This is a genomic window from Pseudomonas sp. FW300-N2A2, from assembly GCF_017351735.1.
In the GTDB taxonomy this organism is placed as follows: domain Bacteria; phylum Pseudomonadota; class Gammaproteobacteria; order Pseudomonadales; family Pseudomonadaceae; genus Aquipseudomonas; species Aquipseudomonas migulae.
The window spans coordinates 1-24,088 of sequence record NZ_JACNDU010000011.1; the positions used below are offsets into that span (position 1 = coordinate 1).

Annotated in this window: 17 protein-coding genes and 2 riboswitches; of the genes, 6 read left to right on the forward strand and 11 right to left on the reverse strand. The window is 60.1% G+C overall.

The window, feature by feature from the left end:
• Positions 1-204: 204 nt before the first annotated feature.
• The 3 genes from J4E42_RS15845 to J4E42_RS15855 all read right to left on the reverse strand — a co-directional run bounded on the left by J4E42_RS15845 (position 205) and on the right by J4E42_RS15855 (position 3,449).
• A complete protein-coding gene (locus tag J4E42_RS15845; protein ID WP_032832524.1) occupies positions 205-2,052 on the reverse strand; it encodes an amidohydrolase in 1,848 nt (615 codons plus the stop codon).
• Between the two features lie 307 nt (positions 2,053-2,359).
• Positions 2,360-2,674 carry an SCP2 sterol-binding domain-containing protein gene (locus J4E42_RS15850; RefSeq protein WP_007976511.1) on the reverse strand — a complete coding sequence of 105 codons (315 nt, stop codon included), beginning with the start codon at positions 2,672-2,674 and terminating at the stop codon, positions 2,360-2,362.
• Between the two features lie 64 nt (positions 2,675-2,738).
• Positions 2,739-3,449, reverse strand: a complete 711-nt coding sequence (locus J4E42_RS15855; RefSeq protein ID WP_008035704.1) for a histidine phosphatase family protein — start codon at positions 3,447-3,449, stop codon at positions 2,739-2,741.
• A 203-nt stretch (positions 3,450-3,652) separates the two neighbouring features.
• On the opposite strand from J4E42_RS15855, the gene sohB reads away from it, so the two are divergent.
• Together sohB and J4E42_RS15865 are read left to right on the forward strand one after the other, a co-directional pair.
• The gene (gene sohB / locus J4E42_RS15860; protein WP_008035703.1) at positions 3,653-4,675 is read left to right on the forward strand and encodes a protease SohB; all 1,023 of its coding nucleotides are present in this window, start codon (positions 3,653-3,655) and stop codon (positions 4,673-4,675) included.
• Between the two features lie 192 nt (positions 4,676-4,867).
• Complete coding sequence (locus J4E42_RS15865) at positions 4,868-8,713, forward strand: dermonecrotic toxin domain-containing protein (protein WP_207285610.1); 3,846 nt, start codon at positions 4,868-4,870, stop codon at positions 8,711-8,713.
• Between the two features lie 54 nt (positions 8,714-8,767).
• On the opposite strand, the gene J4E42_RS15870 is transcribed toward J4E42_RS15865, so the two are convergent.
• Both J4E42_RS15870 and J4E42_RS15875 read right to left on the reverse strand, forming a co-directional pair.
• A complete protein-coding gene (locus J4E42_RS15870; protein WP_008035700.1) occupies positions 8,768-9,262 on the reverse strand; it encodes a DUF934 domain-containing protein in 495 nt (164 codons plus the stop codon).
• Positions 9,246-10,904 carry a nitrite/sulfite reductase gene (locus J4E42_RS15875; RefSeq protein ID WP_008035698.1) on the reverse strand — a complete coding sequence of 553 codons (1,659 nt, stop codon included), beginning with the start codon at positions 10,902-10,904 and terminating at the stop codon, positions 9,246-9,248. The genes J4E42_RS15870 and J4E42_RS15875 overlap by 17 nt, the downstream gene beginning before the upstream one ends.
• Before the next feature lie 523 nt (positions 10,905-11,427).
• Here J4E42_RS15875 and J4E42_RS15880 point away from each other — a divergent pair.
• Positions 11,428-12,501: an ABC transporter substrate-binding protein gene (locus tag J4E42_RS15880; protein WP_207285611.1), complete on the forward strand. Its 1,074-nt coding sequence runs from the start codon at positions 11,428-11,430 to the stop codon at positions 12,499-12,501.
• On the opposite strand, the gene J4E42_RS15885 is transcribed toward J4E42_RS15880, so the two are convergent.
• On the reverse strand, positions 12,498-12,716 hold the full coding sequence (locus J4E42_RS15885) for a DUF2970 domain-containing protein (protein WP_008035799.1): 219 nt from the start codon (positions 12,714-12,716) through the stop codon (positions 12,498-12,500). The two genes, J4E42_RS15880 and J4E42_RS15885, sit on opposite strands and share 4 nt — an antisense overlap.
• Before the next feature lie 180 nt (positions 12,717-12,896).
• Positions 12,897-16,607, reverse strand: a complete 3,711-nt coding sequence (gene metH, locus J4E42_RS15890; protein ID WP_207285612.1) for a methionine synthase — start codon at positions 16,605-16,607, stop codon at positions 12,897-12,899.
• 156 nt (positions 16,608-16,763) lie between these two features.
• On the opposite strand from metH, the gene J4E42_RS15895 reads away from it, so the two are divergent.
• Both J4E42_RS15895 and nfuA read left to right on the forward strand, forming a co-directional pair.
• Positions 16,764-19,061, forward strand: coding sequence for a fatty acid cis/trans isomerase (locus J4E42_RS15895; protein WP_192227414.1), 2,298 nt, complete (start codon positions 16,764-16,766; stop codon positions 19,059-19,061).
• A gap of 201 nt (positions 19,062-19,262) precedes the next feature.
• Positions 19,263-19,847, forward strand: coding sequence for a Fe-S biogenesis protein NfuA (gene nfuA, locus J4E42_RS15900; RefSeq protein WP_008035804.1), 585 nt, complete (start codon positions 19,263-19,265; stop codon positions 19,845-19,847).
• A gap of 170 nt (positions 19,848-20,017) precedes the next feature.
• Here nfuA and cobM read toward each other — a convergent pair whose 3' ends face one another.
• The 4 genes from cobM to J4E42_RS15920 all read right to left on the reverse strand — a co-directional run bounded on the left by cobM (position 20,018) and on the right by J4E42_RS15920 (position 22,168).
• Entirely contained in the window at positions 20,018-20,764 is a 747-nt protein-coding gene (cobM, locus tag J4E42_RS15905) for a precorrin-4 C(11)-methyltransferase (RefSeq protein WP_207285613.1), read from the reverse strand.
• 71 nt (positions 20,765-20,835) lie between these two features.
• On the reverse strand, positions 20,836-21,261 hold the full coding sequence (locus J4E42_RS15910; protein WP_192227416.1) for a cobalamin biosynthesis protein: 426 nt from the start codon (positions 21,259-21,261) through the stop codon (positions 20,836-20,838).
• Positions 21,258-21,962 (reverse strand): CbtA family protein, encoded by a 705-nt coding sequence (locus J4E42_RS15915; protein ID WP_008040067.1) that lies wholly within the window; start codon positions 21,960-21,962, stop codon positions 21,258-21,260. The genes J4E42_RS15910 and J4E42_RS15915 overlap by 4 nt, the downstream gene beginning before the upstream one ends.
• 11 nt (positions 21,963-21,973) lie before the next feature.
• A complete protein-coding gene (locus tag J4E42_RS15920) occupies positions 21,974-22,168 on the reverse strand; it encodes a CbtB-domain containing protein (RefSeq protein ID WP_008040066.1) in 195 nt (64 codons plus the stop codon).
• A 120-nt stretch (positions 22,169-22,288) separates the two neighbouring features.
• Positions 22,289-22,517: riboswitch (cobalamin riboswitch) on the reverse strand.
• Between the two features lie 193 nt (positions 22,518-22,710).
• A riboswitch (cobalamin riboswitch) is annotated at positions 22,711-22,923 on the forward strand.
• Between the two features lie 95 nt (positions 22,924-23,018).
• Between J4E42_RS15920 and cobW the strand changes: the two genes are divergently transcribed.
• Entirely contained in the window at positions 23,019-24,086 is a 1,068-nt protein-coding gene (gene cobW, locus J4E42_RS15925) for a cobalamin biosynthesis protein CobW (RefSeq protein WP_008035722.1), read from the forward strand.
• Positions 24,087-24,088: the final 2 nt, after the last annotated feature.

The following is a 24,088-nucleotide window of genomic DNA, read 5'->3' on the forward strand; positions in this document are numbered from 1 at the left end:
GGCGCTTGGTTACTTGGCGCTCTTCCAAGTGACCCGCTGTAAAAGCGGAACCAATAGCCGCCGTCACCCCAGTAATGGATATGTACACCATCAAAAAACTCGTCGCCTGATACGCAGCCATCGCTGGCAAGCCAGCTCCTACAGGGTCCAAGGTGACCCCCGTGAGAGCAACGCCAATCTCAGGCCAGGCTTTCGCCGTTCAATTCAAAACGCAAAACACGAACAACCAAACGCCCCCCAAAATCCCTGAAAATCACTGACCGGTGCCGAAGACAATCGCGCCCGCTCATGGCTATGGGCATGCACGGCGCAAGCCCCGACACACTGATGAACCTGCGCCGTCATCGGCGCCAACGGTTTCCAATGGCCCGGCACGTTCACCACCGGTGACCATTCCGGCACCACCGGTACAGGCGGCGGCCCGAGTTTCTCGAACTCGGCGGTGCCATAGACAATCTTGCCGTCGACAATCGTCAGCACCGACTCGATCCATTTGACCGCTTCATCCTCGATGTGGAAATAGTCCGCCGACAGCGCAATCAGGTCCGCCAGTTGCCCGACCTTGATCTGGCCTTTCTTGCCCTGCTCGGAAGAGAACCAGGCGCTGCCGTGGGTGAACAATTCCAGCGCCGTGTCGCGGCTCAAGCCTTGCGGGTACAGCGCCAGACCACCGACAGTGCGGCCGCTGACCAGCCAATACATCGAAGTCCAGGGGTTGTAGCTCGACACCCGCGTGGCGTCGGTGCCGGCACCGACCGGTACACCTTCGGCGAGCATACGCGCGATGGGTGGTGTGTGTTCGGCAGCCTTGGCGCCGTAGCGGTCGACGAAGTACTCGCCTTGAAAGGCCATGCGGTCCTGAATCGCAATGCCGCCGCCCAAGGCTTTGACGCGCTCGATGTTCTGCGGGGTGATGGTTTCGGCGTGGTCGAAAAACCATGGCAAACCGTCGAACGGGATGTCGCGATTGACCTTCTCGAACACATCGAGCATGCGACTGATGGATTCGTTGTACGTGGCGTGCAGGCGGAATGGCCAACGCTGCTCTACCAGATGCCGGACCACTGGCTCCAGTTCCTGCTCCATGGTTTGCGGCAGGTCCGGGCGTGGTTCCAGGAAGTCTTCGAAATCCGCCGCCGAAAACACCAGCATTTCCCCGGCACCGTTGTGCCGCAGGAAATCGTCGCCCTGGCCGTAATGCGACGTGCCGGTCCAGTTTTTGAAGTCAGTCAGCTCTTCCTTGGGTTTCTGCGTGAACAGGTTATAGGCGATCCGCACCGTCAGCTGTTGGTCTTTGGCCAGTTGCTGGATTACCTGATAGTCGTCCGGATAATTCTGATAACCACCGCCGGCGTCGATGGCGCTGGTGACGCCGAGGCGATTGAGTTCGCGCATGAACTGCCGGGTCGAGTTGACCTGGTACTCCAGCGGCAGTTTCGGGCCCTTGGCCAGGGTCGAATACAGAATCATCGCGTTAGGGCGCGCGATCAGCATGCCGGTCGGGTCGCCGTTGGCATCTCGCTGGATTTCACCGCCCGGTGGGTTCGGCGTGTCGCGGGTGTAGCCGACTACTTTCAACGCGGCGCGGTTGAGCAGGGCGCGGTCGTAGAGGTGCAGCACGAACACCGGCGTATCCGGCGCGGCTTTGTTCAGTTCATCAATCGTTGGCAGGCGCTTTTCGGCGAACTGGAATTCGTTCCAGCCGCCGACCACCCGTACCCATTGCGGCGTGGGTGTGCGGTCGGCCTGATCCTTGAGCATCCGCAAGGCATCGACCAAGGACGGCACGCCTTCCCAGCGCAACTCAAGGTTGTAATTCAAGCCGCCACGGATCAAGTGCAGGTGCGAGTCATTGAGGCCGGGAATCACCGTGCGACCGTGCAGATCAATAATTTGCGTGCCGGGACCTTGCAGGGCCATGGCCTGAGCGTCGCTGCCGACCACCACGAAGCGTCCGTCCTTGATCGCGACGGCACTGGCCTGGGGTTTCTTGCGATCGACGGTGTGCAGGCGTCCGTTGTACAGAATGAGGTCGGCCGGGGCATCTGGCATGGTTTTACTCCCTGCGATTAGCGGGCTGATCCAGGCGCCGACGGCACCTGCCGTAAGGCCTTGCAGTACACGTCGACGGTTGAAACCGTCGTGCTCGTCAGGTGGGCTCATGCAGTGTTCTCCGCTCGGTTCTTTCATAGAAGAAAAAGGGGACAGAACAGCCGATGTCTGACGCATGCGGCCAGAAGGAATATAGACCGCAAATTCACCGACAGCCGTTTTCCAAAGGTGAAAAACGACGAATCCCGCCACAAGGGGCGGGATTCGTATGCAACCAGAGAGGCTCCCGAGCGCGGGAACCGCCGTCTTAGCTTGGGAACAGCTCGGACAGTTTCATGGCCAGCATCATGTCGCCTTCAGCGCGCAGTTTGCCGCCCATGAACGCTTGCATGCCGTCGGTCGAACCGTCAACGATGCCTTCCAGGGTTTCGCCGTCCATCACCAGAGTGACCTGGGCGTCCGGGTTTTCGCCTTCTTGCAGTTCGCAGGTGCTGTTCTTGACGATCAGCGAGAAGTTCTTGGTGTCGTCGATGCGGAAACCGAAAACCAGGTCCAGGCCGGCAGCAGCGGCTGGGTTGAACTTGGCTTTCATTGCTTGTACGGCATCAGCTACGGAGGTCATGGTTCGATCCTTTCTTGGGTAATTAGAGCTGGGTGATTACAGCCAGGGTCACAATAGTCCGGACTCAGCGAAACGTGATGAGTTCCGGTGCTTTCAACAGTTGCAGGTGCGCATGACTGTTGAAAGAAGCCAGTGCCACCTCGCGACCACGGAATTTCAGTTGGTTGAGCGAGGTGTTGACGATTTGCCAGTTCAGTTCAAAGGCCTGCCTGGCGGGCATTTGCGTAATGAGGTGGAGCAGGGCAGTGATGGTGCCGCCGGAGGTGAACACGGCGATTTTCTGGGTGTTGTCGGCGCTTTCGAGGATGCGATGCAGGCCGGCCTGCACCCGCTCGACAAAGCCCAGCCAGCTTTCCAGGCCCGGTGTGTCATACGTACCGGCCAGCCAGCGCTCGATGATCAGCGCGAAAATACGCTGGAACTCGGCGCGGTTTTGCGCGGCATTGCGCAGGATGTCCAGCGCTTCGGGCTCATCGTCGAGCATGGCCGGCAATAGCGCACGGATGACCGCGTCGGCGTCGAATTCGTTGAACGCGGAATCGATTTCCACGGTCGGCACCGGCAGGCCCACGGCCGCGAACTGTTCCAGCGCGCTGTTGGCCGTATGCTGCTGACGGCGCAGGTCGCCCGAGAGGCAGCGGTCGAAGCTGATACCCAGTTCGGCGAGATGCCGGCCGAGGACTTCTGCCTGGCGAATACCGGTCGGCGACAGGACGTCATAGTCGTCTGCACCAAAGGAGGCCTGGCCATGTCGAATCAAATAGATAGTGCCCACGTCCGCGTCTTCCCGGTACGTTGAAGGTTCGGCGAGGTTATGAGGATGGCGGTGAGCTGTCAATGAAAAAACATACGCTTGTTTGAAATGCCCGTTACAGGCCTGTTGCCAGAGGTTTCACGGCTGGCCGCCGAGCCGGCGCATGGGTATGCTGATGGTATCCCGCGCGCGTTTATGCAGCGCATTGTATTGAAGGAGTGACTGTGGATTTTCTGTCCGAGTACGCCAGTTTCCTGGCTAAAACCGTGACACTGGTGATCGCCATTCTGGTGGTCCTGGCCAGTTTCGCGGCATTGCGCAGCAAAGGTCGACGCAAGTCGGCCGGCCAGTTGCAAGTCAGCAAACTCAATGATTTCTACAAAGGGCTGCGCGAACGCCTGGAGCAGACCTTGCTCGACAAGGACCAGCTCAAGGCCTTGCGCAAGGTCGAGGCTAAATCCGAGAAAAAGCAAAAGAAGAAACCCGAAGCAAAACCGCGGGTGTTCGTGCTGGATTTCGACGGTGACATCAAGGCATCGGCCACTGAAAGCCTGCGTCACGAGATCACCGCGCTGCTGACCCTGGCCACGCCAAAGGACGAAGTGGTGCTGCGTCTGGAAAGCGGTGGCGGCATGGTTCACAGCTACGGCCTGGCATCCTCGCAACTGGCGCGCATCCGCGATGCCGGCGTGCCTTTGACCGTGTGTATCGACAAGGTCGCGGCCAGTGGCGGTTACATGATGGCGTGCATCGGCGAGAAGATCATCAGCGCGCCGTTCGCGATTCTCGGCTCGATCGGCGTGGTGGCGCAGTTGCCCAACGTCAATCGCCTGCTGAAAAAGCACGACATCGACTTTGAAGTCCTGACCGCCGGCGAGTACAAACGCACCCTCACCGTGTTTGGCGAAAATACCGAGAAGGGCCGTGAGAAGTTCCAGGAAGACCTGGACATCACTCACCAGCTGTTCAAGAACTTCGTTTCCCGCTATCGCCCGCAACTGGCCATCGACGAAGTGGCGACCGGCGAAATCTGGCTCGGCATTGCGGCGCTGGACAAGCAACTGGTGGACGAGCTCAAGACCAGCGATGAATACCTCGCCGAGCGCGCGAAGAAATCGGAGCTTTATCACCTGCACTACGCCGAACGCAAAAGCCTGCAAGAGCGCATCGGCATGGCGGCCAGCGGCTCGGTCGATCGCGTATTGCTGAGCTGGTGGAGTCGGTTGACCCAGCAACGCTTCTGGTGATTTTTCAAAACACCGTCGCCTGAAAAATGAAACCGTGGATAGCCTCCACGGTTTTTTTTTGCCTTTCGCAAGGCCGCGCTTTCCGTGCGCATGCAGCGAAATTTCCTATCGTCACTGTCAATCGGTCCGGCTTTTTCGGCAGCCCGGGTTGGGTAGGGTGGTGTTCCTGAAATGATTGCAATGGAATGCACCATGAAAGAGCTCCCTCATAACAACGCTGCCGGCCCGCATCCAGCGCCCTCTGCACGAATGCGCGACGAACTGAAAGCCTCGCTGGATATCGCGCTGCCCCAGACCCCCGGCCAGTTTGGCGAACACCTGATCAAGGAAAAATGGGGCCAGGGAATTGATCCGCAGACAGCCTTGCTGGTTACGCTTGATTACAACTACAAGGGCCATCCAGCAGAAAACGGTATCGAGCAAGGGCAAGTGGCGAGTTCCCGCTCGCTGCTGCAAACGTTGTTATCCAACTATCAGACTGTGGGTGACGGGCGTTTCGCTGAAACAGCGTTCGGCCTGTACACGCCGCCGGATATCGGGCCTGCCGTACGCATTGTGAAAAACGTCGATGAGTTCGCCGACCACGGCAGCGGTAATCACCAGACGTATGAAGGCATCTATCGCCAAACCACACCGCAAGTTTACGGGCCTTCAACACAGATCAACCTGCGGCCTGCCGATTACAAGAAATGGGTCTGGGAACTGGAACTGAAGGACTTGTACGAAGCGTATCTCGGTCAAGCCTGGCCAGCCGATGACGTACTTGTTGCAGCCGAACCTTACGCGCTGAGGACGTCGGTCAAAGCGGCGTTCGTCATGGCCGCCTGGTTGCAATTTCACGAACAACGCCTGTCGCCAAAAGGCCTGGAACTGGCGATGCGAGCGGCGGGTTTACCGCCCGATCAGCCATGGGAAACACTGACCACCGGGCAACTGCAAGCACCGACTCACGCGCCTTCCTCGGTCAGGATCGGCCGGTTAAAGCTCTACCGTTATACCGCGACCGATACTTGGGCCTTTCGCGACACCGCAAGCCCCAGAGTGCTGTTGTACATTCCCGGCAACTCTTCTCCGCTGCACGAATTCGCCGATGCCGTTCAACTGCACCAATGGATTGCCACTCAAGGCCGGGTGAGTGAGACCAGGCAGGCATTGGCCGCCCACTTTGCTGAAGATGACCGCGAAGACGGTACGTTTCATGCCGGTGTTCTGACGGCGCTGGATGGCATGGCGTTGTATCCGGCAAAACACTGGCTGACGAACAATGCCGGTTTTTTCAACAACGACGGCTACTGGGACCCGGACGAGTACATTGGCTACGACGATCCGGCATCTGACACCGATCCGTTTGCCCAGTGCGTGCTGACGATGAAGCAGGCAGCCCGGGCCAGCATCAAAAGCATCCGTGACGATGCCCAGGTCAATCGTGACAATCTAAGCGCGGTCGTTGAGCCGCTTGTGCAGTGGGTCAACCGCTTTGGGCCCTTGGCGTTGTTCGTTCCGGGAGGCGAGGGGGTATTGGCGTTGGCCGGGCTTATCGATGCGGGCTACGGCATTGATCAGGTGGTCAACGGCAAGACATCCAGCGAGCGCTCAGAGGGCGTGACGCGCACTGTTTTTGGCTTGCTCAATGCCTTGCCGATCGTCGCGGAGGTGGCGCAAAAAGGTGACGCAGTCATCGTCGATTCAGCAGAGGAAGGCGCAAGGCCCGTGCCGGAAGTGGCCGTTGCCCCAACGCCAGGCCCTTCGAACGTGGTGCCGGCGACCCGCGTCGAACTCATTCGCGCAATTGGCCCCTCTGTGGCTTCGTTCAGCGATGAAGTGCTGGCGCAAATCGGCAAGGTCAGCACGATTGACGACGACATGCTGCGGTTGATCCTGACTGGCCGCTCGCCGACGCCCTTGTTGGCTGACACCATCAATCGCTTCAGGATCGATCAGGAGCTCGGGCCGGCCGGGGCCCCGGTGCTATTCGGCCAACGTTACGCTGAACTGCAACGTTCAGAGCTTGAATGGGTCCGGTTGTTCCAGGACCAATACCGGGGCTTGCCAACAAGCGCTATCGAGCAAATGCTCGACCGCTATGGCGTGGATATCCAAAGAGCGCCCGAGATGGCCGAGGCCAGGCAGGTTTTCGCACGTCTGGACAGCAAGGCACGGCAATACCAACAGCATGTGCGGCTCAATCGTGCCTATGAAGGCTTTTATCTGCGCTCGGTGGTGAACGCCGAGACGGACAGGCTGGCATTGCATTCCCTGAAAAACCTGCCCGGCTGGCCCCAGGACTTGCGGATCGAGGTTCTCGACGGTTCGTCCACTGGCCGGGTTCTTGACCGTTGCGGGCCACTTGATACCCCGCATTCCCGAAACGTCATCAAGGTGGGAGACCGTTATCTGCGGCAAGGCAGGCAAACGGATTTCTACGACGCGATCCTCGGCGTGCTGTCGGAGGAGGAGCGCTCACTGTTGCATCTCACGTCGCTGGATCCAGCCAGCGAGTTGCGGCTCAGCCTCAGCGATCATGCATTGTCCCGAACCGAAACCCTGCTTGGCTTGCAAAGGCTCGACTCCGGGTTGACCTTCGAGCGGCAGGGGCTGCGCGGTGGAGGCTACCCGACGACGCCTCAGGGTGACGCCATGAAACTGCAGGCCACCCGGTTACAGATCAAGGACATTTACCCGGACTTCACCGACGCGGACGCGGATCAGGTCATACAGCGTGCGGGTGTATCCGTGCAGGCGCACATCGACGGGCTGAATCTTCAGTTGCACCAACTCAACACCGAGTTGATGGACTGGGTCGATCAAGCCGCGCAAGACATTGAACACATCGAACTTCCCTTGCTGGCCATGGGCGACGAAGCCGCTGCGGGTATGAGCCATGCGCAAATCGCCGTGCACAATGCGCATGTCCTGCAAACGGGTTTGAATGAGGAGCGAGCGATCAGGACTGAGCTTGCCGTAGAGCTTGTCGCTATCTGGCAAAAACGCGGGCCACCGCTAAATCGCCTGTACTCAGGCGAGCAGCTGCACGGCGTCAGGCTCGATCTTGCCTTCGAGAACTATCACCGACTGCCCACTCTGAGTGTCCGGTTGGACGATGTGCTCGAATTGTCGATGCAAGGCTTCCATCTGACCGAGGAGGGCAGTTTGAACGGCTTTCTCGAAAGCTTCCCGAATCTTGAGACGTTAAATCTGGAAAACGTCGACTTGCGTCATTTCTCCGAGGACGGCCACGAGGGGTGCGCCTTGCCTCCTTCCCTTTGCGGGTTGAGACACCTGTCCTCACTCAATCTGCGCGCCACCCAACTGGTATTCAGTGAGCGCGCCGCTTCACAACTGACCGATCTGACCAGTCTGCAAAGCCTCGACCTGAGTGACAACCCGTTGGGCGTACCACCGATGGTGCTCGGCTTGAATAACCTGCGTCAGCTCAACCTGAGGAATACCGGAATAAGTCGATGCCCGGTCGGGATCACGCATGAGCCGTACCTGACCTCCCTGGATTTGCGTGATAACCGGATCACGCGGGTCCCCCAGGCGGTGCTGAACCAGGCCATCACCAGGGACCGGGTGCTGCTGTGGAACAACCCGTTGACCGACGAAGACACGTTGCGGCGACTGATTACGCATCGAGAACAAACGGGGATCAACTTGTGGTTGAGTGCGGCGGGGCCTGACTATGGGAATCCGGCGGCCTGGTTGAACGGGACTGAAGCAGGGCTGCTCGATGCCCGGCTGCAAATCTGGCAGCGATTGGCGCTCAAGCCAGGTGGCGGGCGGTTTTTAGGGACCATGAACACATTGACGCTCACCCCGGATTTCCAGGTCAACTATCCAGACCTTCAGGCACGGGTATGGCGACTGTTGACGGAAGCAGACGCTTCGGACCAGTTGTGGGGGCGATTGAGCAGGAATACACCTATGCCGGAGGGCGCTTTCGACAACCCTCTTGCGGTTTTCGCGGTGCTGGAAAACCGTGCGCAGCTATACCGGGACTGGGTGGTCTTGGGGCAACCGATTCCGATCGAGCGATAGCAGATTGGTGGAGCTGATAAAGCCCTGATCCCATGGGGTCAGGGCTTTATGTGGTCAGCGGCGACGGAACAGCGGCAGCGGTTCGTCGGTGGCGGCCTGATAGGTCACCGAGAAGTCCTTGAGACCTTCCAGAGCTTCGTACGGGTCTTTATCGGCGCGCACTGCAAAGGCGTCGAAACCGCAGCGATGCATGTAGAACAACTGGTCGCGCAGCACATCGCCGATCGCCCGCAGTTCGCCTTTGAAACCGTAACGGTCACGCAGGAGGCGGGCGTTGGAGTAATTGCGGCCATCGGTGAAGGCCGGGAAGTTCAAGGCAATGACCTGGAAACTCGCCACGTCTTCACCGATTTCTTCGGCTTCTTCATCGGCATCCAGCCACACGCCCAGGCCGCCATCGCGGGCCAGGAGCATGCGGCTGTGTTCGCGCCACAGCTGCAACGGGACGATGTAGTCGTCGCAGTTGGTGATCTCGTCGATGTTGAAATCCTTGGGCAGCAAGTGCCAGGTTTCGTCGACGACTTCGTTGTTCTTAATTATTCGCTGCATAGACGCGTTCCTTGAAGAGGTCGATGCCAATACGCTGATAGGTGTCGATGAAACGCTCGTCTTCGGTACGTTGTTCGATGTACACGTCGATCAGCTTCTCGATCACGTCTGGCATGGCGTCCTGGGCAAAGGACGGGCCGAGGATCTTGCCCAGGCTCGCATCACGGCTGGCGCTGCCGCCGAGGGATACCTGGTAGAACTCTTCGCCTTTCTTGTCCACCCCGAGAATACCGATGTGGCCGACGTGGTGGTGACCACAGGCGTTCATGCAGCCGGAGATGTTCAGGTCCAGTTCACCGATGTCGAACAGGTAGTCCAGGTCGTCGAAACGGCGCTGGATCGACTCGGCGATCGGGATCGACTTGGCGTTGGCCAACGAGCAGAAATCGCCGCCAGGGCAGCAGATGATGTCGGTCAGCAAACCGATGTTCGGCGTGGCGAAACCTTGCTCGCGCAATTCGCCCCACATGGCGAACAGTTGGGACTGTTCGACGTCGGCCAGAATGATGTTCTGCTCGTGGGACGTACGCAGTTGACCGAAGCTGTAGCGATCGGCCAGGTCGGCCACGGCGTCGAGCTGCTTGTCGGTGATGTCGCCCGGCGCAACGCCGGTCGGCTTCAGGGACAGGGTCACGGCAACATAGCCCGGCTTTTTGTGCGCCAGGGTGTTACGGGTACGCCAGCGGGCGAAGCCCGGGTGCTGCTTGTCGAGCTCGGCCAGTTCGGCGGTCTGGTTGTCCAGCGCCTTGTAGTCCGGGTCGACGAAGTGTTTGGCGACGCGATGCACTTCGGCTTCGGTCAGCGTGGTCTGGCCACCGCGAAGGTGTTCCATTTCCGCGTCGACTTTCTGCGCGAAGACTTCAGGTGTCAGGGCCTTGACCAGGATCTTGATCCGCGCCTTGTACTTGTTGTCCCGACGGCCATAGCGGTTGTACACGCGCAGGATGGCGTCGAGGTAGCTCAACAGGTCTTGCCACGGCAGGAATTCATTGATGAACGCCCCGACTACCGGCGTACGACCGAGGCCGCCACCGACCAGCACACGGAAACCCAGTTCGCCAGCGGCGTTGTGCACCGGCTCAAGGCCGATGTCGTGGACTTCGATGGCTGCACGGTCGGAAGTCGAACCGTTGATGGCGATCTTGAACTTGCGCGGCAGGTAAGCGAATTCCGGGTGGAACGTGGTCCACTGGCGGACGATCTCGCACCATGGGCGCGGATCGATCAGCTCGTCGGCAGCGACACCGGCGAACTGGTCGGTGGTGACGTTGCGCAGGCAGTTGCCGCTGGTCTGGATCGCGTGCATCTGCACGGTCGCCAGTTCGGCAAGGATGTCCGGGATGTCTTCCAGCGCCGGCCAGTTGAACTGCACGTTCTGGCGGGTGCTGATGTGGGCGTAGCCCTTGTCATAGTCGCGGGCAATCTTCGCCATCATTCGCGTCTGGCGCGAAGTCAGCTGGCCGTAAGGCACCGCCACTCGCAACATCGGCGCGAAGCGTTGGATGTAAAGCCCGTTTTGCAGACGCAGAGGGCGGAATTCTTCTTCGCTCAGCTCGCCTGCCAGATAGCGTCGGGTCTGATCACGGAACTGCTTGACGCGGTCCTCGATGATCCGCTGATCGTACTCGTCGTATACGTACATATAAGTCCTGTTCTCAGGCTTGGGCCGGTCGGATCCAGTTGCGTTTTTCGCCTGGAAAGTCTCCGATACTGCCTCGGCAATTCTGCGCGCACGGCCGCGCACTCCCAACGGAGCCGGGGCAAGATACCAGTTTGGAGTTATGCGCAAAAGTGATGTTTGAGTATATGTAAAGAACCAAATCGACTAACGAGAATCGTTATTACTAAACCCGTATTTGTGGTGTGGGCAATCATCGTCTTAACTGTGGTCGAGTCTTTATGCAATCACCGATAAAACCGACAAGAGGCGATGCAATGAGCAACCCTACCAAAGCTTCAAAGCCTGACAGTACGGTCGATGCCTGGGCCATTCTGTTTCTGATCATTCTGGTCGTGGGGACAGCGGTATTCTGGGTCAGCCATCAATAACCGACCCCGTCCGGGCCCGGTCCCGACAATTGTCGGACAAAAACTGTAATAAACGCCGTTTTACGGGTGTTCGCTGGCTATAATGCGCGGCGAATTTCCGGGGGCTCGGACGATCCATGTTGAAGTTTTTCTACACCTTTCTGTTGCTGCTCGGCACGGTTTACGGCCCTGCTGCGCGAGCGGAATCGGTGTTGTTCCTGAATCCCGGGGAAACTGACGAAGCCTTCTGGGTCAGCTATTCGCAATTCATGCAGGCGGCCGCCACGGACCTGGGTATCGACCTGCGGATTCTCTATTCCCGGCGCATGCCGGAACTCACGCTGGCGCAAGCGCGCCGTGCACTTCAAGGTCCCGATCGTCCGGACTATCTGATCTTCGCCAACGAACAGTACATTGCCCCGCAAGTGTTGCGCCTGGCGCAAGGCAGCGGCGTGAAACTGTTTATGGTCAACGCGTCGCTGACGGCCAACCAAATGAGCCTGCTGGGTGAACGCCCTGATCGACTGGGCAGCCTGGTGCCCAACGACGAGGAGGGCGGTTACCTGATGGCCAAGGAGCTGATTCGCCAGCATCCGCCCGTGGCGCCCGGCCAGGTGATCGAGTTGCTGGCGTTCTCCGGCCTGAAGATCACGCCGTCGGCGCAACTGCGTGAGCAAGGCATGATGCGAGCGCTGGCCGAGCACCCGCAAGTGCGTTTGCGGCAACTGGTTTACAGCGGTTGGACCCGCGAACGTGCGTATGAACAGGCAAAGTTGCTGTTCCGGCGCTACCCGAAAGTCTCGCTGGTGTGGTCAGCCAATGACGAAATGGCGTTTGGCGCCATGCAGGCCTATTCGGAGACGGGCGGTGTGCCCGGAAAGGACGCATTGTTCAGCGCGGTCAATACCTCGACGGCCGCGTTGCAGGCAAAGGTCGATGGAAAGTTGAGCGTATTGTTGGGCGGGCATTTCACTTTGGGCGGTTGGGCACTGGTGCAGGTGCACGACCTTGATCGGGGCGTGGACATCAGCCGGTACGGCGGCCGTGACCGCCAGATCCCGCTGCTGCAACTGGTCGACAGGGCAACCGCCAGGCGAATGCTGGCCATGGGTGAATCGCCGGACTACGGCGTGAATTTCCGCCGAATGTCGGCCAAGGGCCGGCCTGTGTCTTATCGCTATCCGTTCAGCCTGCAAACCCTGATGCGCTAAACCCCGGCCAGCATGATCACCAGTTGCACGATGCCGTAGAGCGTCAACGCAAACACCGCCGTGAACAGAATCCCCAGAATCACGAAATGACTCGGCTTGCCGTGGGTGAAATCCCGCGCACGGTTCTTTCCGCTTTGCACCCCGAACGCCGCCGCCATGACGCTGTGCAGCATCTGCCAGAAAGTAGGCGGCTTGTTGTCGACTGGATCGTCCATAAACCCCTCGTCACGGATGTGTGAGTGGTAAGCATAGACAATCCCGAGGCCTAAACCCGGAGCCGAACACAATTCTGTAGGAGCCGGCTTGCCGGCGATGAGGCCCTTTGGATTTGTGTTGAATTCAAGGCCGTCATCGCTGGCAAGCCAGCTCCTACAGGTGGGGGGGTGTCCTTGGGCTTAGTTGTCGTAACCCAGGTTCGGCGCCAACCAGCGTTCGGTCACGCTCAACTCCTGACCTTTACGCGAGGTGTAGCTCTGCACCTGATCCTTGTCGATCTTGCCTACCGCGAAGTACTGCGCCTGCGGGTGAGCGAAGTACCAGCCGCTGACCGCCGCCGCCGGGAACATCGCGTAGTGTTCGGTGAGGAACACGCCGCTGCGGCCGGCACGCATTTCGGCGGCCTCGGGGTCGAGCAGGGCAAACAGCGCGGCCTTCTCGGTGTGATCGGGGCACGCCGGGTAGCCCGGAGCAGGGCGGATGCCGGTGTATTGCTCTTTGATCAGCGCCTCGTTGTCCAGCGTCTCGTCCTTGGCATAACCCCAGTAATCCTTACGAACCTGCTGGTGCAGCCATTCGGCGCAGGCCTCGGCCAGACGGTCGGCCAGGGCCTTGACCATGATCGAGTTGTAATCGTCGCCGGCGTCCTGATACGCCTTGGCCACTTCTTCGGCACCGATGCCGGCGGTGGTGATGAAGCCACCCACGTAGTCAGTGATTTCGCTGTCCTTCGGTGCAACGAAGTCGGCCAGGGAGAAGTTCGGCTTGCCGTCGGTCTTGATGATCTGCTGACGCAGGTGATGCAGCTTGGCCAATGGCTTGCCGTCATCGCCGTAGACTTCGATGTCGTCGTCACGCACCTGGTTGGCTGGCCAGAAGCCGAACACTGCGCGGGCGCTGATCAGTTTTTCGTCGATCAGTTTGGCGAGCATTTCCTGGGCATCGGCGTACAGCGCGGTGGCGGCTTCACCGACCACTTCATCCGTGAGGATGCGCGGGAACTTGCCGGCCAAGTCCCAGGAGATGAAGAACGGCGTCCAGTCGATGTATTCGGCCAGGACTTTGAGGTCGATGTTGTCCAGCACTTTGGAGCCGGTGAACGTCGGTTTGACCGGCGCGTAGGTGCTCCAGTCGAACTGCGGCTTCTTGGCGATGGCCGCCGGGTAGCTCAGGCGTTCGGTGCGCGCGCTGCGGTTGGCGGTGCGTTCGCGAACGTCGATGTATTCCAGGCGGGTCTTCTCGACGAAGCCTGCTTTCAATTCCTTGGACAGCAACTGCGTCGCCACGCCCACGGCGCGGGAGGCGTCGGTCACGTAGATCACCGCGTCGTTGCTGTACTTGGGCTCGATCTTCACCGCCGTGTGTGCCTTGGAGGTGGTCGCGCCGCCGATCATCAACGGCAGGTGGAAGTCCTGGCGCTGCATTTCGCGGGCGACGTGGACCATTTCATCCAGCGACGGCGTGATCAGGCCGGACAGGCCGATGATGTCGCACTTCTGCTCCTTGGCCACTTGCAGGATCTTCTCGGCCGGCACCATCACGCCGAGGTCGACGATGTCGTAGCCGTTGCAGCCGAGTACCACGCCGACAATGTTCTTGCCGATGTCGTGCACGTCGCCTTTCACCGTTGCCATCAGGATCTTGCCCTTGGCTTCCGGCTTGTCACCTTTTTCCAGTTCGATGAACGGGATCAAGTGGGCCACGGCCTGCTTCATTACGCGAGCGGATTTCACCACCTGCGGCAGGAACATTTTACCGGCGCCGAACAGGTCGCCGACGATGTTCATGCCGGACATCAGCGGGCCTTCGATCACTTCGATCGGGCGGGCGAACGATTGGCGCGATTCTTCGGTGTCTTCGACGATGTGCGTGGTGATGCCTTTGACCAGTGCGTGCTCAAGACGTTTGTTGACCTCCCAGCCGCGCCACTCTTCGGTCTCGGCTTCCTTGACGCTGCCGTCGCCCTTGTACTTGTCGGCGATGGCGAGGAGGGCGTCGGTGCCTTCCGGGGTGCGGTTGAGGATCACGTCTTCGACGGCGTCGCGCAATTCCACCGGGATCTGGTCGTAGATCTCCAGTTGGCCGGCGTTGACGATACCCATGGTCAGGCCGTTGCGGATCGCGTACAGCAGGAACACCGAGTGAATCGCCTCACGCACCGGGTTGTTGCCACGGAACGAGAACGACACGTTCGACACGCCGCCCGAGGTCAGCGCGTACGGCAGTTCGTCGCGGATGTAGGCACAGGCGTTGATGAAGTCCACAGCGTAGTTGTTGTGTTCTTCAATACCGGTGGCCACGGCAAAGATGTTCGGGTCGAAGATGATGTCTTCCGGCGGGAAGCCGACTTCGTTGACCAGAATGTCGTAGGAGCGTTTGCAGATTTCTTTCTTGCGCGCTTCGGTGTCGGCCTGGCCGGCTTCGTCGAAGGCCATCACGACGACTGCAGCGCCATAGCGCTTGCACAGCTTGGCGTGATGGATGAACTGCTCGACGCCTTCTTTCATGCTGATCGAGTTGACGATGCCCTTGCCCTGGATGCATTTCAGGCCGGCTTCGATCACTTCCCACTTCGAGGAGTCGATCATGATCGGTACGCGGGAGATGTCCGGTTCGCCGGCAATCAGATTGAGGAAGGTCACCATGGCCTTCTTCGAATCGAGCATCCCTTCGTCCATGTTGATGTCGATCACCTGGGCGCCGGCTTCGACCTGCTGCAGGGCGACTTCCAGGGCTTCGGTGTAGTTGTCTTCACGGATCAGGCGGGCGAATTTGGCCGAGCCGGTGATGTTGGTGCGCTCGCCGACGTTGACGAACAACGAGCTGCGATCGATGGTGAACGGCTCCAGGCCCGAGAGGCGGCAAGCCTTGGGAATGTCCGGGATTTCACGCGGTGCATAACCGGCCACGGCTTTGGCGATGGCTTCGATATGGCCCGGCGTGGTGCCGCAGCAACCACCGACGATGTTGAGGAAGCCGCTTTGGGCGAACTCTTCGATGACCTTGGCGGTTTGCGACGGCAGTTCGTCGTACTCGCCGAATTCGTTCGGCAGGCCGGCGTTCGGGTGCGCCGAAACGTGGGTGCCGGCCTTGTTCGACAGCTCTTCCAGGTACGGGCGCAGTTCGCTGGCGCCGAGGGCGCAGTTCAGGCCGACCGAAATCGGTTTGGCGTGGGCCACGGAGTTCCAGAACGCTTCGGTGGTCTGGCCCGACAGGGTACGGCCGGAGGCGTCGGTGATGGTGCCGGAAATCATGATCGGCAGCTCGATGCCCGACTCTTCGAACACCCCTTGCACGGCGAAGATCGCGGCTTTGGCGTTCAGGGTGTCGAAAATGGTTTCGATCAGGATCAGGTCGGCGCCGCCTTCGATCAGGCCTTTGGTGGCCTCGGTGTAGTTTTCCACCAGTTCATCGAAGGTCACGTTGCGATAGCCGGGGTTGTTCACGTCCGGGGACAGCGAGCAGGTGCGGCTGGTCGGACCGAGCACGCCGGCGACGAAGCGCGGCTTGTCCGGGTTCTCGAGGGTTTTCGCATCGGCGATCTTGCGGGCCAGGCGAGCGCCTTCTACGTTCAGTTCGTAGGCCAGTTCTTCCATGCCGTAGTCGGCCATGGAAATCCGCGTGGCGTTGAAGGTATTGGTTTCCAGAATGTCAGCGCCGGCATCCAGGTAGGCTTTTTCGATGCCACCGATCACGTCCGGGCGCGTCAGCACCAACAGGTCGTTGTTGCCTTTGACATCGCTTGGCCAGTCGGCAAAGCGTTTGCCACGGTAATCCTGTTCTTCGAGCTTGTAGCTCTGGATCATCGTGCCCATGCCGCCATCGAGAATCAGAATGCGCTCTTTGAGGGCGTGCTTGAGGGCTTGAAGGCGAACACTGCGATCGGACATTGGGACTACTCGGAAAGACCATGACGAAGGGGCGGAATCATAGCAAACCTGTGCGGTTTTAGAGCATGTCGGGGAATTGCATGAATATCGCTCATGTTGGTCGGCGCGCTGTCCCGGTAGAATCGCTGCGTTTTTTCAAGGATCGGGAACAGGGACATGTCGTATCGCGTCGTCATCAGCAGCGTACTGCTGTTTTTAAGCTGGGGCGCCGTGGCGCAGGGCCTGGCGCCTTCCGCTGCCATTTCCTACACCCGCGACATCCAACCGATCTTCACCGAAAAGTGCGTGGCCTGCCATGCCTGCAATGACGCCGCCTGTCAGCTCAACCTGGGCAGCGGCGAAGGCGCGGCGCGCGGTGCGTCGAAAGTCCCGGTTTACGACGGCGACCGCAGCCAGGCGGCCGCGCCGACCCGGTTGTTTTATGACGCCTTCGGCAAGCACGCCTGGCAGCAAAAAGGCTTCTACCCCGTACTTGACGCCCAGGGCAGCCAGGCCGCGTTGATGGCGCGGATGCTGGAACTGGGTCACAAAACGCCTTTGACGCCTAACGCCAAATTGCCGGAAGACATCGTACTGGGCCTCAATCGTGAAAACATGTGCGCGATGCCGGCCGAGTTCGACGGTTACGCGGGCGCTCATCCGAAGGAAGGCATGCCGCTGGCGGTCACCGGCCTGACCGATCAGCAGTACCAGACGCTGCAACGCTGGCTGGCCTCGGGTGCGCCGATCGATGAACAAGGCCTGGTGCCTTCGGCGAAAGAAGCCTTGCAAGTGGTGCAGTGGGAAAACCTGCTCAACTCGCCGGGCGCCCGGCAGAGTCTGGTGGGGCGCTGGTTGTTCGAGCACTGGTTCCTTGCCCACATTTACTTCAAGGACGGTGAGCCGGGGCATTTCTTCCAGTGGGTGCGTTCGCGCACGCCGACCGGCCAGCCGATTGACCTGATCAACACCCGCCGCCCGAATGACGATCCGGGCACGCAGGTGTATTACCGGTTGTGGCCGGTGCAGGGCGTGATCGTGCAGAAGACCCACATCACCTACCCGCTGAGCGCGGCGAAGATGGCGCGGGTCAAAAGCCTGTTTTACAACGGCAACTGGCAGGCCAATGCCTTGCCGGGGTACGGTCCGGAACGCCGGGCCAATCCGTTTGCCACGTTCGAGGCTATTCCGGCGCAGGCGCGCTATCAGTTCATGCTCGATAACGCCGAATATTTCGTGCGCACGTTTATCCGCGGGCCGGTGTGCCGTGGGCAGATCGCCACGGATGTGATTCGCGATAACTTCTGGGCGCTGTTCCAGGCGCCGGAACATGATCTCTACATCATCGACCCGATCTACCGCGGCCAGGCCACGCCGTTGCTGGCCATGCCGGGGCAGAACGACGATGTCGGCAGCGTGCTGAGCCTGTGGCATGACTACCGTGACAAACGTAACGAGTATGAAGTGCTGCGCCGCGACAACTACGCTGACGCGCCCGCGCCGAGCTGGTCGACTTTGTGGGCCGGCAACGACAATGCTTTGCTGACCATCTTCCGGCATTTCGACAGCGCTTCGGTGAACAAGGGCCTGATCGGCGATGTGCCGCAAACGATGTGGCTGTTCGATTTTCCGTTGCTGGAGCGCACGTATTATCAGTTGGCGGTCAACTTCGACGTGTACGGCAACGTTTCCCATCAAGCGCAGACGCGCCTGTATTTCGACCTGATCCGTAATGGCGCCGAGCAGAACTTCCTGCGCCTGATGCCCGCCGATTCACGCGACGACTATCTCGACGACTGGTACCAGAGCAGCGGTAAATTCAAGATGTGGCTGGATTACGAGGCCATCGACAACGACAAGCCGACGGCACTGAACCTCGACGAAAAAGACCCGAAACGCGACTTCTCCATGCAGCTGCTGGCCCGTTACGGCGAGCTCAATGCCAAGCCCGATCCGATCAACCGCTGCGACGGGGCCTATTGCTCGCGGCCGAACATCGACCCGGATTTGCAGAGCGCCGAGCAGGCCTTGAGTCGCCTGACCTCACGGCCCGCCGCCGGGCTGAAGGTCATTGATCAACTGCCGGAAGCGACGATGTTGCGTATCGAAGCCGCGAGCGGCAAACGCGAGGTTTACAGCCTGTTGCGCAACCGCGCGCACAGCAACGTCGCATTCCTGCTCGGTGAGTCGCTGCGTTATCAGCCGGGGCTCGACACGCTGACCATTTTTCCGGGAGTGCTCAGCAGCTATCCGAACTTCATGTTCAACATTCCCGCCGATCAAGTGCCAGCCTTTGTCGAGGCGATGGAAAACGCCAAGGATGCCAATCGCTTCGAGAAAATCGTCGAACGCTGGGGGATTCGCCGCAGTCATCCGCAATTCTGGTTCTACTTCCATGACCTGAGCCGGTACGTCCACGAAACCGACCCGGTGGAAGAGGGCGTGCTGGACATGAACCGCTACGAAAATCTTTGAATCCCCCTAACTAACGTAGGAGCGAAGCTTGCTCGCGAAGGTGTATCAGCTACATACATGTCGCCTGACACACCTTCGCGAGCAAGCTTCGCTCCTACATTAGGAAGGGGGTATTGTCGTAATCTTTCCCGACAAAAATACTAGGACTTTGTGCGGCGCGATGATTGGCGTAAACTGCGCCCAAGCCTGCGAGGAGTTTCCATGACCGCTATTACCATTACCGACGCCGCCCACGATTACCTGGCTGATCTGCTCTCCAAGCAGAACACCCCGGGCATCGGCATCCGCGTCTTCATCACCCAGCCTGGCACCCAGTACGCCGAAACCTGCATTGCTTATTGCAAGCCGGGCGAAGAAAAACCCGAAGACACTGCGCTGGGGCTGAAAAGCTTCACTGCTTACATCGACTCGTTCAGCGAAGCTTTCCTGGACGATGCGGTTGTCGACTACGCCACCGACCGCATGGGCGGCCAACTGACCATCAAGGCGCCAAACGCCAAAGTCCCGATGGTCAACGCCGACAGCCCGATCAACGAGCGCATCAACTACTACCTGCAAACCGAGATCAACCCGGGGCTCGCGAGCCACGGCGGTCAGGTCAGCCTGATCGATGTGGTCGATGACGGCATCGCCGTGTTGAAGTTTGGCGGCGGTTGCCAGGGCTGCGGCCAGGCAGACGTCACCCTGCGTGAAGGCATCGAGCGCACCTTGCTCGAGCGCATTCCCGAGCTCAAGGGTGTTCGTGACGTGACTGACCACACGCAGAAAGAAAACGCCTACTACTAAGGTGTTCGCTGCGACATGAAAAACGGCGCCCCGTGAGCGCCGTTTTTTTATGGGTGAAATTCATTGGCCCCATCGCGAGCAGGCTCGCTCCCACTGGGGATCGTGACCAGCCCCAAACACTGTGTCCACCACAGATCTAATGTGGGAGCGAGCCTGCTCGCGATGGGGCCCTATGGCCGATACAAATGTGCATGCCCGGCACGATACAGCGACGACTCACTGAACTGATCACTGCCCAACACCCGACCCACCAGAATCAACGCCGTGCGCCGAAACCCCTTCGCCTCAACCTTTCCGGCAATATCCGCAATCGTCCCCACCACCCAATCCTGATCCGGCCAGGTCGCCCGGTGAATCACCGCAATCGGGCAGTCCGCGCCGTAATGCGGCAGCAATTCAACCAGGATTTTCTCCAGGTGATTCACCCCCAAATGAATGGCCATGGTCGCCCCATGCTGCGCCAGGCTGCCCAGCTCTTCACCGGCCGGCATCGCGGTCTTGTCGGCGTAGCGAGTCAGGATCACGCTCTGTGACACGTCCGGCAACGTCAGCTCCGCACCCAACAGCGCTGCACACGCCGCCGTCGCGGTAACACCGGGAATGATTTCAAACGCAATATCGAGTTCGCGCAGGTAACGAATCTGCTCGCCAATCGCGCCATACAGGCTCGGATCGCCGGAATGCACCCGCGCCACATCCTGGCCGTTGGCATGGGCGGTTTTGATCAGCTCGATGATCTGTTCCAGGTGCAGTTCGGCGCTGTTGACCACCTGTTCGGCGTTGTGGCCTTCCAGCACGGCGGCGGGCACCAGTGAGCCGGCGTAGATGATTACCGGGCAGCTGCGAATCAGCCGCTGCCCTTTGACGGTGATCAGTTCCGGGTCGCCGGGACCTGCGCCAATGAAATAGACGGTCATCGTCGTTTCCTGTCAAAAAAGGGGGCTGGGCAAGGCTTCAGATGAAGATTGCTCATGATCGAAGGCGAGGATTATCGGGGATTTTGCGCCGCGCAGGCCAATGCCAGGGTCGCCTGGGCATATTTTTGTCGGGAAATCAGCAGTTTTGCCGGCGCCTGGGCCAGTTGTTCGGCAAGGGCGAGGGCGGCGCTTTCTGCTACGCCGTAGCAGCCGGTGCGCTCAAAAGCGATTTCCGAACGGTGGCTGAGTTGCGGTTGATAACCGGCCAATTCTTCACTGCTGAAGTACGTCAGCGGCAATTCGAGTTGCGCGGCAAGCTCGATCAGGCCCGGTTCGTCGCGCTTCAGGTCGATGCTGGCCAACGCCGTGATCTGCTGAAGTCCGATTTGATGCGCCTGTAATGCCTGATCGAGTAACGCCCGAAGCGTGCTGACGGGGCAGCCGCGCTGGCAGCCCAGGCCGACCACTAACGTCGGCGCTGTGCTGGTGTCGCTCATGCGTGGTATTGACCATCGCTTTTGCGGCGGAACAACCAGGCGCTGATCAGGCCCAGGGCCAGCCAGAATCCAAGGTTGGTCAGCTGCGAAGCGATTTTGAATTGCGTTTCCAGGGCTTGCGGCGCGAGCATCGAGTGCACTTCCGGTTGTGGTGCACCGATCACGTGAGGGACGGCGAGAATCGCAACGCCCAGGATCTTCATCAGCCAGTGGCGGCTGAAAGCGATCAGCGCGATGCCGACGGCGGTGGACGCTGCAGTGCCGATCCACCAGATTTGCCGTTGTGCCAGGTCAGCTGCTGCCGTGCCCGGCAGTTCCGGCGGCAGGCCGAGGGTCGGCGCCAGTACAAACGTTGCGTAACCGGCCAGGCCCCAGAGCAAGCCCTGCGAGGTTTTGGTCGGCGAGCGCAGCGTGTAGAGGCCCGCGAGCATCAGGGCGAAACCGACAGCCACTACCAGGTTGCCGCCAGTTGTCGACAGCACGCGCTGCCAGCCATCTTCCGGCTCCCAGGCTTCTGCATCGTGGGTGTGAGCGGCGGCACCGGCGGCGTGTTCATGAACTTCAACAGCGGCCGGCTCGGATTTTTCGTAAGTCTCGGCCTGCAGAATCAGCGGAGCGACCCAGAAGCTTTGCAGCAGGGTCAGCAACAGGGCGGCCAGCAGCCCTGTGAAACCTGCGGTTTGCGCAATACGCTTGATCATGTCGACAGGTCTCAATGGCACGGGAAGGCGGAGCTGTGACGGGTATCGTGCGCAGCGTTGTGCACCGCTTCGATGTGCGAGAAACCGGCGAAATACACCAGGCACGCGCCAAGGATCGACGCGCAGACTGCGGCGGTCAGGCGTTGAGCCAGGGTGGTCGTGGTGGTGCTGGTGGATGTGTGGCCGGTGCTGCTGATGATCGACATGGCGCTTCCCTCTGGTCTGTCAGCGGGTGAATAGAGCGCATGGAAGACCCCTGCGAATCGGGCTCGCAGAGATTCAAACAGCGCCCGCCCACCGCGGGTTTGTTATTCAGTGAACGTAAATCGTCACTTTGTGTTGCGGGCCGGTCTCCGGGCTCACGAGGGGCTTTGGCGTCAGCCGAAACCTGCAAGCGTCACCTTCCCATGCCGAACTGCTGGCACAGTGGATCTGACGCTTCGCTCGCTTACCGTTGCGGGGGCAGCACCGGACTGACATGGCTTTGAGTAAAGCACATGAATCACCGGTTTCCCGTTTCACCCTGTGAAGGGCACCCGTAACAAGGTGTGTAGGAGAGCATGGGCGGGGGTTGGGCGTCAATTGGCAAGGGTTCTCAACTCGAAACCGAGTCGCTCCCTTCGCGGGCAAGCCTCGCTCCTACAGGGGATCGCATTTCTCTGTAGGAGCGAGCGATGCGGCGACCCGACTTGCCCGCGAAGGGGCCCGTGCGGCTACCACAAGACATTGACCCGCCCCCACACCATGCGTAGCCTTGCGCATTCGAGGTTCTTCGGCGTTTGCCGGAGCTAAGAAGGGAACGCGGTCGATGCCGCGGCTGCCCCCGCAACTGTGAACGGTGATGTTCGCTGCCACGCCACTGCAAACCTGTCCAACGGGTTCGCGGGAAGGCGCAGCCAACGCCAGTCTCGCGACAGGCACACCGTCAGCCAGGAGACCTGCCTCGACACGAATTCTCACTACAACCGGGCGGGGTGATCCGGTGGCGAACTCTTCCGCGCGCCTGTCGCTGCGGTCGTCGTCCCGCATGCCCGCCACCTTGCCAAAGGGCATCCGATGAAAACACTGGCCAAACTCCCCGTCACCATCGTTACCGGCTTCCTCGGCTCGGGCAAAACCACCTTGCTGCGGCACATGCTCGATAACGCGCAGGGCCGCCGCATCGCGGTGATCGTCAACGAGTTCGGCGAGCTGGGCATCGACGGCGAAATTCTCAAGCAGTGCTCCATCGGTTGCACCGAAGAAGAAGCCAACGGCCGCGTCTACGAACTGGCCAACGGCTGCCTGTGCTGCACCGTCCAGGAAGAGTTCTTCCCGGTAATGCGCGAACTGGTGGCCCGTCGCGGCGACCTCGATCACATCCTGATCGAAACGTCGGGCCTGGCCCTGCCAAAACCTTTGGTCCAGGCCTTCCAGTGGCCGGAAATCCGCAGCGCCTGCACCGTTGATGCGGTGATCACCGTGGTCGACAGCCCGGCCGTGGCGGCCGGCACGTTCGCCGCGTTCCCGGACCAAGTGGATGCCCAGCGCAAACTCGACCCGAACCTGGACCACGAGTCGCCGCTGCACGAGCTGTTCGCCGACCAACTGGCCAGCGCCGACCTGGTGATTCTCAACAAGGCCGACCTGATCAGCGCCGAAGACCTGGCCCGCGTACGCCTGGAAGTCGCCGAAGAACTGCCGCCCGCCGTCAAAGTCATCGAAGCCAGCAGCGGTCGCCTGCCACTGGACGTGCTGATCGGTCTCGGCGCCGGTTCCGAAGAACACATCGACAGCCGTCATAGCCACCACGATCATCACCACGACGGCGATGACCATGACGACCACGATCACGACGCGTTCGACTCCATTTCCATCGAACTGCCACAAGCCGACGAAAGCCTGCTGATGGACGCGCTGACGCAATTGGTGGTCAAGCACGGCATCCTGCGGGTCAAGGGTTTCGCGGCGATCCCGAACAAGCCGATGCGCCTGTTGATCCAGGGCGTGGGCACGCGTTTCGACAAGCATTTCGACCGTCAGTGGGGCGCCGACGAAGCGCGCACCACGCGTCTGGTGCTGATCGGCCAGGCGCTCGACGCCGCGCAACTCGAAGCGCAACTGCGCGCCGCGCTCAGCGTTTAACC